The sequence below is a fragment of the Flagellimonas sp. 389 genome, from assembly GCF_018449435.1.
GTDB lineage: Bacteria > Bacteroidota > Bacteroidia > Flavobacteriales > Flavobacteriaceae > Flagellimonas.
The window spans coordinates 1-12,973 of the sequence record NZ_JAHCMU010000022.1 but is presented as its reverse complement, the minus strand read 5'-3'; the positions used below and the strand labels follow the sequence as shown (position 1 = coordinate 12,973).

Here is a 12,973-nt window from a genome sequence, read left to right as displayed (position 1 = left end):
TATATTCTAATAACGAGATTCTTAAAAAGCCTTTTTTTAGGAATTTATCAATTTAAAACCATTTTCTGGTAAATAGTCCAGTTAGGGTTCTTGGGCTTAGTGTGACTATAAATCGTATTCGTTCCCCGTAGTTCTGTTCAGCAATTTCCCACCCTCTATTAGAATACACGGGGAAGTATAATTCGAAAAAATCGGTTACAAGGTTTAACCGTACGCCAGAGTCATATACAAATCGTGGATCTTGTCCTTTATTCCTTATGAACCCTAAATCACCATAGACTTCTATCCATCTCCATATACTTGTGCTTGCATTTGTGGTTGCAATCCAATCATTGGCAAATGGATTCTCCAATTGGGATTTAAACCCACCTTCCGCTATGATTATCTGTTGGCTATAGATACCTGAATCTTCTGATCTGCCCAAATAAGCTAGATCAAATAAATAATCTGTAGGCCTATCCAGAGCAAAACTAAAAAAATCTGAATCTGTTCTGTTCCTCAAAAATTTACCCGCATAAAATCGAACATTAAACTGCCTATTGTTCTCATATAGTTTTCTATATTCCATTTCAAACGATAATTTGGTGAAGTCGCTTGAATGTTGGCCATCTAAATACCAAGAACTAAAGTTTAAAATATCATTGTCCGTGTCTCTAAATCGAACATTGAATACACTGTAGTCTGGCTCTGTATCAATTTGATCTACTATCGCCTCATCTATGTTTCGGAATACACTTCTGTATCGAAAAAGCAACGATTGCCTTCGATTTGAAATAAGGTTTTCGGGTCTCCATCCAAAACTGATGGCCGGAGTTAGCGTGGTAAACCGAGAATTAACCTGAAAGTGGGAAGTGGACCCTGAAAAAGAATAATTGGATACAAACAGGCCACTTTTTCCATGATATTTACGGTATCTAAGACTGGCTTTCCCTACTACAGTTTTCTCCAAAAAGGAGTAGGTAGGAGCAAAATCATATTGAAATGGTCGTTCTAAAAAGGTTTTGTTATAAATCCTCATTCCAGGTGTAATACCATCATAAACATTAAAATTTGCGATAGGAACATAAAAAACTTGATTAAAGTAGGGGTCTTCGGTATCCTTGAAAAATTGAAACTTCAACTTTTTATTACTGGAAAAAAAGCCACTCAATGTTTTCCAATTATCCCGTTGATTGAACTCTGGTATTTTCTGATCATAATTAAGAACAAGCTTATCTTCCCCCTTTCTGGGTATGGTAAAGGTCCTTGATGTATCAATATCCGAAAACCAATATTTGGACACCACAGAGTCTTTTTGGAGACCGAACAATGAAATGGGGACTTTTGTTCCTCTTTTATTTTTTATGATAAAAGTGATAGAATCTTCCGTTTTATCTATTTTTTTTATTTTAAAATCTATCTTCTTTCTTGTGGCAACATATTCGTCAAAAAACCAATCAATTTTCTTATCCGAAAATTTCTCTATTTCATTTCTAAAATCTGTTGCTTTTACCTTGGGCCGCAAATTATGTGTTTTATAGAAAGATATAATACTACTGTCCACTTTTTTGTTTCCCAAATAATCTGAAAGATAGTACATGCCCAATCCGGCCTTGTAACTATTGGCTATTTTTGCATTGAATTTGATCAAGGAATCATTGGGTGTGCTAAGAGCTTGGTCAATGTTTTTACGTGCAGCGAACATGCTCAAAAGGGCATATTGCTCATTAAAGTCCATTTTTGCTAAATGAAAACTTCTAAAGCCCCATAATTTGGAAAGTTTTCCGGCCAACTTTTGGTCTGGATAATTATCTTCAACATACTTTATCATCAGATAGTTGGCGATGGCATCATTTACCCAGCGTTCCGCTCTCGGGTCCAAGAACAAAGTCTCATCCAAAAAACTATTTATGGCCGTTTTTAAAAACTTCATTTCAAATTGAAACTGTTCTTTGTATGGCCTTATAAAAGAGGGTAGCTGGTTTATACCGTATAAAGGAGTTTTATTATAATTAATTTGACTTACCAATAGATTACCATGTGGATATCTACCAAGATTTGCATCCAGAAATTTAGCTATTTTATCAATGGATATGCCTTGGGATATATCATCATATTTATTGGTGCTTAAATCTGTAGTAACAGTTAAAAATCGGGTTACATGCTTGGTAAAACGTTTTTGTCTGCTAAGAATTATTTCACAGTTTTTCCTATTGGTTCCTCGCAGAATGATATGTTGGGCACCCAAATACGTGTTGGGACTGAACTCATCAAAATTAGAAGCCAAAGACAGTTCTTCTGGGTAGCTGAAGTCTATACTGGTGTTTGCTACATCAGTATAAGTATCATCAAGGTTCATGTTGTCGTATAACTTCCATTCCTCGTCATAAACCGATGGCACTAAATACCAATCCTTTAAATAGTATTCCCCGTTGTCATTATAACCATACTGCGTAAACTTTTTGTGTGGCAGCTTTATAGTATAGGTGAAAAAAAGTTCAGCAGATTCACCAGGCTCCAGCACTTTCTCAAGCTTGATTCTAATAATATCCTTGTTTTTGACCCTATTCCAATCCAATCCTATGTAATCACTGTCTACAATACTAACAATGTGGGTATCTCCTTTTTCAGAATCTTTCCCCAGGTGAAGACTACGCTTAAATTCTTCTCCAAAACGTTTGGCCAAGGCAGTGTTTCTGTTGGCATAGGCATGGTTCCAGTCATTAAAATAGAGGATGGATAGTCCATCCTCAGAGTCGTTCACATAAGTGAATTTTTGCTGTATTTCAATTTGTTTGGTAGAGTCGTTCAAAGTAGCATTGATTTCATTCTTGTGCTGAGCCAAAAGGGAAAAGCTCAGAAAAAGAATGAAAAATGATAACAGCTTATGAATTGAACCGTAGTTTACCAAGGATGTATTGCGTTAGAAATTAGGACTTAGGGTTCTGCCTTTATAAAAAGCATCGATTATTTCGACAACTTCATCTTCGGTCTCCACAACTTTTATAAGGTCTAAATCCGTAGGACTGATATTCCCGGCTTTAATCATGGTATCCTTGATCCAATCTGTAAGGCCACACCAAAAATCACATCCTACCAAAATAATCGGGAATTTTTGGATTTTGTTGGTCTGTATCAAAGTAATAGCTTCAAAAAGTTCATCTAAAGTGCCAAAACCACCTGGCATAACCACAAAACCTTGAGAGTATTTTACAAACATTACCTTGCGGACAAAAAAGTAGTCGAAATCCAAACTTTTATCGCTATCAATAAATGGATTATCATGTTGCTCAAAAGGTAAATCGATGTTTAAGCCTACAGATGTGCCTCCTGCTAAGTTTGCTCCTTTGTTTCCTGCTTCCATAATACCTGGCCCACCTCCAGTAATAACACCATATCCTGCTGCAGCAATACTTTTTGCGATTTTTACGGTAAGCTCATAATAATCTTCGCCTGGCTTTGTACGTGCTGACCCAAAAATGGACACGCAAGGACCTATTTCACTCATTTTTTCAAAACCATTGACGAATTCGCCCATGATTTTAAAAATTGCCCAAGAGTCGTTGGTCTTTATCTCGTTCCAACCTTTATGATGTTGTTCTTTTCGCATATACTTTCATTGATCTTTAAACGGCTGATGCCACGTTTCGTTTGGCATTATCCAATTCTTTCCTCAAAAACTTTGCCGTATAACTTTTTTCGTCTTTGGCGACCTCTTCCGGTGTGCCTTTGGCAACGATCATTCCGCCACCACGTCCTCCTTCATATCCAATATCTATGATGTAATCCATCATTTTTATAACATCCATATTGTGCTCTATGACCAAGATGGTGTTTCCTTTGTCTACCAATTTGTTCAAAACTTCCATCAGCACTCTAATATCTTCAAAATGAAGGCCCGTTGTGGGCTCATCCAAGATATAGAATGTGTTTCCCGTATCGCGTTTAGAAAGTTCAGTGGCCAGTTTGACCCTTTGTGCCTCACCTCCTGAAAGTGTTGTGGATTGTTGACCAAGGGAAATATACCCTAGACCAACGTCTTTGATGGTTTTTAGTTTTCTATGGATTTTGGGTATGTTTTCAAAAAAATCCACGGCTTCGTTAATGGTCATTTCCAACACATCCGCTATGGATTTTCCCTTATATCTGATTTCTAAGGTTTCTCTATTGAAACGTTTCCCATTACATGTTTCACATTCTACATAGACATCTGGCAGAAAATTCATTTCAATGACCTTGAGACCACCGCCTTGACAGGTCTCGCAGCGTCCGCCGGCAACATTAAAACTAAATCTTCCTGGTTTGTAACCCCTTATGGTGGCTTCTGTGGTTTTTGCAAAGAGCGCCCTAATCTCACTAAATGTTCCGGTGTATGTAGCAGGATTGGAACGCGGAGTCCTTCCAATAGGAGATTGATTAATATCGATTACTTTATCTACATGCTCCAGTCCCTTAATTCTTTTATAGGGCATCGGTTTTTTGACGCCATTAAAATAATGTGCGTTCATGATGGGGTAGAGGGTCTCGTTGATTAAAGTGGATTTCCCACTACCAGACACCCCTGTAACGCCTACAAGTTTTCCTAAAGGAAACTCTGCGGTCACATTTTTTAAGTTGTTTCCCGTACAGCCCGATAGCACAATTTTCTTTCCTGTTCCTTTTCTTCTATTCTGGGGAACCGGAATTTCCCGAACTCCTGTAATGTATTCTGCTGTGAGAGTTTGATGGAGTTTTAAATCTTCGGGCTTACCTTCAGAAATAATCTCACCACCATGTTTACCGGCTTTTGGACCTATATCGATAACGTGGTCAGCATGTTCGATCATATCTTTATCGTGTTCCACCACAATAACGGAGTTTCCAATATCCCGAAGTGAGACCAAGGAATTTATCAAACGTTCATTGTCACGTTGATGCAAACCTATACTGGGCTCGTCCAAAATATAGAGTACGCCAACCAATTGTGAACCAATCTGCGTAGCTAACCGAATACGTTGCGCTTCACCACCAGATAAAGATTTTGAACTTCTATTTAGGGATAGGTAATCGAGACCGACATCCAACAAAAACTGAATTCTGGTTTTAATCTCCTTTATAATTTCCTCTGCTATTTTTTTCTGATTTCCTTTCAGGTTATCGTCAAGTGCTTCAAAAAAGGACGCCAACTCAGCAATGTCTAAATGTGCAAGTTCAGCTATGTTTTTTTTCCCAACCTTGAAGTACAAAGATTCCTTTCGCAATCTGGCGCCTTCACAATTGGGACATTGAACTTTGTCCATATATTCTTTGGCCCAACGTTTTATGGAAGTGGAGTTTGCCTCATCGAATTGGTTTTTGATAAAGTTAGAAATCCCTTCATAATCGATTTTATATTGCCGCTTTACGCCCAACGTTTTTGAATCAACTTCAAAACTATCATTTCCTCCATTCAAGATGATATCCATGGCCTCCTCTGGTATCTTCTCTAATGGATCGGTCAACTCAAACGAGTACCGTTGCGCTATGGTTTCCAGTTGCTTGAATGCCCAAGAGTTTTTGTATTCTCCAAGTGGCGCAATACCTCCTGCTTTGATCGATATCTTTTTATTTGGAAAAATCTTTTGCTCGTTTACCTCGTGCACATGACCAAGACCATTACATTTTGGACACATGCCCTTTGGTGAATTGAACGAGAATGTATTTGGTTCTGGGGTGGGATAGGAGATGCCTGTGGAAGGGCACATTAAATCCCGACTGAAATAACGTGGTGTTTTTTCGCCTTCTTCCAAGACCATGAGCACGTTGTCCCCACTGTACATGGCCGTATTGATAGTTTCCGTGAGCCTTTTGTGAAAATCCTCGTTTTCTACAACTTTAAGTCGGTCGATAACTATCTCTATATCGTGGGTTTTGTAGCGGTCTACTTTCATCCCCTTCGTAATATCCACTATGGCCCCATTAACTCGTACTTTTACAAAACCTTGCTTTGCAATTTGCTCAAAGAGTTCCCGATAATGTCCTTTTCTGGATTTGATTACGGGTGCAAGAACATTGATTTTCTTTTCTCTATATAAATCGATAACCAGCCCTTTGATTTGTTCATCGCTATAGCTGACCATTTTTTCTCCGGTATTGTAACTGTAGGCATCGCCGGCTCTTGCAAAGAGTAGTCTCAGGAAATCATAGATTTCCGTAATAGTCCCTACGGTTGAACGTGGGGATTTTGAGGTGGTCTTTTGCTCAATGGCAATAACAGGGGATAGTCCATCTATCTTATCCACATCTGGACGCTCCAGTCCGCCCAAAAATTGTCGCGCATATGCAGAAAAAGTCTCGATGTACCTACGCTGTCCTTCTGCATAGATAGTATCAAAGGCCAAAGAAGATTTGCCGCTTCCGGAAAGCCCGGTAATGACAACCAATTTTTCTCTTGGTATGGTAACATCGATATTTTTTAAGTTGTGGACCCTTGCCCCACGAACTTCAATATTTTCTTCGTAATTAATCATAGCACAAGATGCTAAAATAAGGTTTTGAATCTTAAAATGGAAGCAGCTTCCTGTTTCGTTTTTGTTAATTGATGTCTTATTTTTGAATTGTTTAATTGATGCTTCGTTTTGAAGGCGGTTTTTAAATCGTAAATACGATAGTCCATCGCTTAGTTGTGAAAAATAATTAAGCTCATAAATTTAAATTGTAACGTATGAAATTATTGGGAATAGGTTCTCGCATTGAACATCCGGAATATGGAAAAGGAGTGGTTACCAACGTTTCTTCTAAACACTATTGGGTCACTTTTTTAGAGAATGGACTGGAAACTATCGATATAGATTCAGAATTTGAAGTAATCGAAAGTGTAGAGGACGAAGTTGACACGGTTAGTTTTTTTGATGTGGAACGTTCCTTGGTGACTATTTTGCAAAAATGGAGCGATGTTGGAGAGAAAGTAGCCATTGCAGACAAGTGGCGTGGTGGAAAACTCATCCTGGAACCTGGTGATGCTATGGCAAATAAAGAAATGCCCATTGACACGTTCTTTCATAAAATAGTAATGGTACGTGACCGTATTCGTGTTATGGAACAGAAAATAAACAGCAGTAAAAATCTGGATGACCAAGAAAAGGTAGATTTACAACAATACATTACCCGTATTTATGGTAGTTTGACCACTTTTAATGTGCTTTTTAAAAACAAGAGCGACCAATTTGTGGGGGAACGGAGTAAATAATTTTTTTGCTTAGGACTTAGGACTTAGGACTTAGGACTTAGGACTTAGGACTTAGGACTTAGGACTTAGGACTTAGGACTTAGGGCTTAGGACTTGGATAAAGGTAAAATATTGAAGGATAGAGTTTTAAGGTTTATTTATTCTTTTGATTTTCGTTTTCTACTTTCCGACCTCCGACCTCCGACCTCTGACCTCTGACCTCTGACCTCTGACATCCGTCTACTTCCTGTTCTTTTTCAACCACCAATCCAATCTGGTTTCAGGTTTGTAGTTTGTAAGCTTGGGTTTGCCTTCCGCTCTTTCAATCTTTAGTTCGTTCAGGTTTGCCACAACCGACCATATTGTCCCGAATTTTTCCTTCTTTAAATCCAGACACACACATTTATCCGAAAGTATCTCCTTTGCTTTCGCCAAATCCATTTCTACTGTATGCTTAAGTGCATTTTGCAGTCCTTCATATCTTTCCGAACTCATGCTCCATACAACTCCGCCTTTGTCAAAAACTTTCATAATTGGAGAAGTGAATTGATTGGTAACAAACATAAAATTCTCGTCTTTTTTTGGTCGTAGAATATTACTTTGCTGTGGTGCAGATTCCACTACTGCAATATCACCAGAGCTATCCGCTACAAGAAAATTATTTGCAGAAGATACCTTGGTCTTTTGTATGAGCGCTATGGCTTCTTTGGTGGTACTGCAATTTTCAAGCACTTTTCTAACTACAAAATGAAAACTTATGCCGGGCTGAACCTTAGTGCCATTTACAAAAGACATTGCAATAGACAGACCTTTTTCATTAATTCCATCCGAGCGGCCTATAAACACATCGGATTGGCTGATGTATGAGTATTTGTTTGTTGGTGCAATTAAACTGCTCTCCGTAAATTTTTTGAATGCAAAGAGCATATCATAATTTCTGCCAATAATAGTTGAATCACTGTTTTTGAATGCGAATACGCTGCATTGGCCTGTAGTATCAAAAATTCCAAGGCTTAATAGAAACGCCCCTAGTTTTTCTGGGCTATCTTTTATTCCTTGTGCAAAGCCTTCTATTTCTTCCACCACTTCAGGATAAAAAAACTTTAGTTCATCATATGATTGTAATCCAAATTCCATTTTCTCTTTACTAATGGCAGGGATGGAAAAGTTTGCTTTGTCATAGAGCAGCTTCCCATATTTAAAACCCATATCGTAGAAATCTCCGTATAATCTTGGATGATACATTGGCTGTATTTATTTGTATTATGTGATTAAAAATTTACTCCTAAAACCAGTTCAAAACCAAAATCGGTTCTAAATACCTTTGAAGTTTCGAACTGTTGAAAGAAATCGACTCCAAGAACAAGTCCATTTTTTTTCCAAGGGATAATTCTGATTCCTTGACTTGCACCGGCACCGATTATAAAGTTAAAGGAATTGTCACCATCTAAGTCTTCCAGTGTTTCATAACCAATAGGGATGTTCGCACTAGCGGATGCATACACCCCGGTAACAATCTTTTTATAAAAAAAATACAGTTCAGGGCGTAGCACAAAGGAGTTTACCTCCCTGTACCCATTGTCTTCCGCTACGCCGGGTCGTGTCCAAGTAACCTCGAAAGAGGTTTCATAGGGCTTTATCAAACCTCTTTTACTGTCCACAAAACCTGTATAGCTAATGCCGTACCCTTCAAAATAAGTACTTCGCATTCCTTTTGCTGTGATTAGATTGAACCACTGGCCAAGTCTTTCTTCTACTTTGTAACCCTTAGTAGGAGGCTTAAAATGATTTGCAAGTGGTTTGGATGCTGTTTTATTGTAGTTATTTAAAAAAGCTTGCATACAATATTCGAGTGCCGCTCGTATTCTTTTTTCATGGGTATCTCGCAGTCGCTGTTTTTTGGACAGACCAAAAACTTCATCTTCGTTATGTTGTATGCTAAAAACCTTGGTCAGTGCGTTTCCGTTCTTTTCAAAGAACCATAATTCTACATGAGCCCTAGCCACTTTGACGATACCTTTGTTCATGCGCCTGTGCGACTCCTGTACGTTCAATGCCTTTATTTTAATGTGGATTGGCTTACCAATAGGCAATAAAGAAGTATCATAAAAATCTTTGACAGCTTCGGCAGCACCTTTGTTTAAATGAAGTGTTACCGTATCTCCGTTCAAATTTTTGTGCTCCCCTAACGTTTGTTCTTCACGTTCATCAAAGACTTCTTCTACATAAATTGAGCTACTTCCCAATTCAAAAGGAACGGTTTTTAGATGAATGATTTCCTGCGCCTGTGATTTAAAAAGTACTATGAAAGATATGAGTAGTACAACTATTGATTTCATATGAAGTATTTAGTTGCATGAAACATAGTGTGCTTCCCAAATCCTATATTCATCGGTATCATAACCAAAAACCAAGGATTTTTTTGAAAGAAAGTACAGATGTAGTTTCTCGGTATCCCCAGCTTTTTCTTTTAGTTCAATATAATTGCCGTTGGTATTGAACATCCAAGTTCCCGAACTCAGTTCGTCTTCAGATTTTATACTATAGGTCATATCTTTATTGAAGGTAAAGTAATCCCCAATTTCCTTTTTTGAAGGTTTATAGTATGCTTCCGCATCTGAATATTTGTCCAAGTACCAAGTACGGTAGAGGTTTTCCTTCTCAAATTTCTGTGCATGAATACCACTTACGATACACAGCAGTAGTAACAAACAAAGTTTTTTCATTCTACTTTTTTAACTATAGTTTTCTAAAATCTCTTGTACACATTGCTGGGCCGACTCTATTGCATTATGGACATTTCCCCAGTCGTTTCCATTGGTATAGCAATCTCCCGCAAAAAATAGTTTTTCATCAACGGATTCCTGTACTATAGCAACGGTTTTGGGGTCTGCATGGTCGTTTATATACGCTCCTCTTGCATAAGGTTCCTTGGACCAATCTTGTTTGATATGTTTAATATAATTTGATGTGGCCTGACCATCAAAAATCTTGTCCAGCTCGGCCAATATGTAGTTTTTTAATTCTAAATCGGTTAGTTGATTGTATTTCTTGGCAGGTTTCCCAACAGAAAACAAACCAAGGATATTTTTGTTTGTTTTTTGTCCATAGGATGCATCGTAGTAAGATAACTGTCCATCTGTTTTTGGATGAATTAGGAAGTCCACGAAAGCCGGGTAAAACTTTTCCTTAAACTCTATAAAGGCTTTAAAGCCATCCCAAACCACCAAGTTATTGATAGCGTTTAGCTTCTTTTTTGGCAATTGGGGCTTGAATTGTATTTTCTTGTTTTGCAATAGCGATACTGGGGCGGTAACGACAACACGATTTGCTTTAAACTCAGAAATTGCGGTTTTTAAAAGAATCGTTTCATCCGAATAATGTATTGATTCAATTGGTGTTTCATAACGGATGTCTTCTGTGATGGCAGGAACAATGTGCTCTTCAAAAACAGTGAGCCAAGAGCTTTTTAGAAATTTTCTGTAGTTGAGTGTGCCCAAGTCACCAAAAATCAGTTTGTTATTGTACCAAACGCCATAGGCTTGGTTTTGGTTGTACCCAACAGTACTGATTTTTGAAGAAACCGTTTTGTTGCCGACCAATTGGTCCATATATCCTGTATTTGCTACTGTCCATTCAGCACCGAGCGGAATGGGGAAATCTGCAAAACTATTGTCCGTTTTCATTCTTCCGCCATGAACTGGGCTGGCTTCAAGAATGGTGAAATCAATTCCTTGTTTTTTCAACAAATATCCTGCAGATAAACCGGCAGCTCCCGCTCCTACGATAACTACATTTCCCGAAAAACTGGTTTTTTTTTGATTGTTTTGGAATGCTAAAGTTTCAAGAAGTGGAGTGCCAAGCCCCAACATTCCAAAGATTTTTATAAATCCTTCTCTCGTCATTTTCTCTTTGTTCTATGCTTGTCAACTGCCAGTATGTATAGGCTTTTGAAAAAAGAACATTAAAGGTAATTTGTAGCGGGATAGGATATTTGTCAAAAAGTCTTTTTTTTTAGTTTTTGACGATAAGTTTTGTAATAGGGGTTGTTAATTATTTAGTATTTTATTGGTTGATCATTTTTTTAATCAATATAACTTGTCCTAAATGATAGTAACCGTGCTCTATCATTCTATAAATATTTTGCGAATAACTTCCGTATTTTTCATCAACGAAATTCTGATGAGTTGCTCATATGTCAGTTTTCCAATCCAAGCTCCGGTTAAAAATAACTTTCTAAGTAATCTTGCCAATTGTTCACCTTTAGTCATTTTAGCGATTTTCTAGTCCACATTCAACAAGAACGGTCTTGCATTCAATGAAACATGTTATTTTGGCTTTGCTATATATGCTTTAGTCCATTCTTAAAACACTTCCCGGTTTTTTATGCTAAAAGTAAGTTTTGTCCAATACTTCCAAAGAACTCCATCATCGGCAAACAGTTGGTTTGAACAAGGCACGTTTTAACATGCTTTATTCATTGTTGACGACTGTTTTAGACCAAGGTTTTTTTGATACAGTTTATAGAACTCCTATTTAGGAATAGTTCCTCCATAACTTTTCCAGTTCCCTGCGTTTGACCCGTAATCTAACATAAAATAAACTTGTCCCGTATCCCCGTCCATGGCATAAAAAGCAGAGCCCTCGTCGCGAGTAGCTGCCTGAAAGCGCACATGGCCTTTACCTGAACTTGGCAATGTACCTCCATAACTTTCCCAATTACCTGCATTTGATCCATAGTCCAGCATATAATATACTTGTCCCGTACTACCATCCATGCCGAAAAAAGCTGTTCCCTCACTTCTCTTGAGCGTATAAAAGGTTAAGTTTTTCGCTGATGGGTTTCTCTTAATGGTGCCGCCATAATTTTTCCAATTACCTGCTTGGGAACCGTGATCGAGCATAAATGAGATTTGACCTGTAGTTTTGTCAATTGCGAAAAAAGCGGTTCCGTCCCTTCTTTCTACAGATTCAAACTCCAACCGCTGTGCTGAAAGGTTGGAAACTGAGAAAATAAAGAATAAACAAAGGATGAGTTTTAATTTTTTAATTTGATTCATAGTACTTGTTTTTTAGTTATAGAAGTGTAAACCACTTCACGGCATAATATAGCCAAGTCCAATTTTTAAAAGGAGGTAAAATTGACGGATAGGGCATATGAATTGACGGATGAAGAAACTTTGACATTACATCTCTAAAAGAGAAAAGGACATCTTTTTTGCGATGCCCTCTCCTCTCTAATGCAAAATAAGCTTTTTGAATGCTAAAAATTGGTATGGTATCACTCCTCGACCAACTCTTTTACAAAAACATTTGCCTCACCGGAAATTTCAATGGGATTACTGGAACTATTGTTCTCTTCGTCAACCATAAAATTATACGAAAAGGTTAGGTTGTAGGTTTCGGGATCAAAGACAAAATTGGAAAACTCCGACTCTGGAACTTCGGCAAAATTAAATACATCATTCATAATAAAGTACTTGTTATCGTCGCCGATCACGGCATAATTATTTATTACAAACTCAATAAAACCAAATTCCTCCTCAGGCTCGCCCAGATTATCGATTTGGATGAAAAAATACAAATGTGCATCTTGATATACATCATCGGGCGCACTCAAAAAACGCGTTAACTCAAACCCGTACCGTAAGCCATTACCGATTTCAGTTATCGTCAATGTACTGTATGAACCATCTTCATTTTGGAGGGTAACGGGCGTAAACTTAAAGTTCGCGCTGTCCTCAAAGGGAACACCGTCCGGTCTTGTGCCTTTGAGGGCCATGGTCACGTTGCCGTATTGTGTCAACT

The 12,973-nt window shown here is 37.9% G+C and carries 10 protein-coding genes; 1 reads left to right on the top strand and 9 read right to left on the bottom strand.

Annotated features, from left to right (window positions below):
* Window positions 1-52: 52 nt before the first annotated feature.
* The 3 genes from KIM67_RS16945 to uvrA form a co-directional block, all read right to left on the bottom strand.
* Window positions 53-2,824, bottom strand: a complete 2,772-nt coding sequence (locus KIM67_RS16945) for a metalloprotease (protein ID WP_250149303.1) — start codon at window positions 2,822-2,824, stop codon at window positions 53-55.
* Window positions 2,825-2,902: 78 nt separating this feature from the next.
* Window positions 2,903-3,589, bottom strand: coding sequence for a TIGR00730 family Rossman fold protein (locus KIM67_RS16940; protein WP_213832744.1), 687 nt, complete (start codon window positions 3,587-3,589; stop codon window positions 2,903-2,905).
* A 16-nt stretch (window positions 3,590-3,605) separates the two neighbouring features.
* Window positions 3,606-6,467: an excinuclease ABC subunit UvrA gene (gene uvrA / locus KIM67_RS16935; RefSeq protein WP_213832743.1), complete on the bottom strand. Its 2,862-nt coding sequence runs from the start codon at window positions 6,465-6,467 to the stop codon at window positions 3,606-3,608.
* A gap of 194 nt (window positions 6,468-6,661) precedes the next feature.
* Between uvrA and KIM67_RS16930 the strand changes: the two genes are divergently transcribed.
* Complete coding sequence (locus tag KIM67_RS16930; protein ID WP_213832742.1) at window positions 6,662-7,186, top strand: hypothetical protein; 525 nt, start codon at window positions 6,662-6,664, stop codon at window positions 7,184-7,186.
* Window positions 7,187-7,405: 219 nt separating this feature from the next.
* On the opposite strand, the gene KIM67_RS16925 is transcribed toward KIM67_RS16930, so the two are convergent.
* The 6 genes from KIM67_RS16925 to KIM67_RS16900 all read right to left on the bottom strand — a co-directional run.
* Window positions 7,406-8,410, bottom strand: a complete 1,005-nt coding sequence (locus KIM67_RS16925) for a C45 family autoproteolytic acyltransferase/hydolase (RefSeq protein WP_213832741.1) — start codon at window positions 8,408-8,410, stop codon at window positions 7,406-7,408.
* 26 nt (window positions 8,411-8,436) lie between these two features.
* The gene (locus tag KIM67_RS16920; RefSeq protein ID WP_213832740.1) at window positions 8,437-9,504 is read right to left on the bottom strand and encodes a hypothetical protein; all 1,068 of its coding nucleotides are present in this window, start codon (window positions 9,502-9,504) and stop codon (window positions 8,437-8,439) included.
* 9 nt (window positions 9,505-9,513) lie between these two features.
* The gene (locus tag KIM67_RS16915; RefSeq protein WP_213832739.1) at window positions 9,514-9,891 is read right to left on the bottom strand and encodes a hypothetical protein; all 378 of its coding nucleotides are present in this window, start codon (window positions 9,889-9,891) and stop codon (window positions 9,514-9,516) included.
* A gap of 9 nt (window positions 9,892-9,900) precedes the next feature.
* Window positions 9,901-11,070 (bottom strand): NAD(P)/FAD-dependent oxidoreductase, encoded by a 1,170-nt coding sequence (locus KIM67_RS16910; RefSeq protein ID WP_213832738.1) that lies wholly within the window; start codon window positions 11,068-11,070, stop codon window positions 9,901-9,903.
* Window positions 11,071-11,697: 627 nt separating this feature from the next.
* Window positions 11,698-12,225, bottom strand: a complete 528-nt coding sequence (locus KIM67_RS16905; protein WP_213832737.1) for a hypothetical protein — start codon at window positions 12,223-12,225, stop codon at window positions 11,698-11,700.
* A gap of 221 nt (window positions 12,226-12,446) precedes the next feature.
* A partial coding sequence (locus tag KIM67_RS16900; protein ID WP_213832736.1) for a hypothetical protein occupies window positions 12,447-12,973 on the bottom strand: 527 nt, incomplete at its 5' end.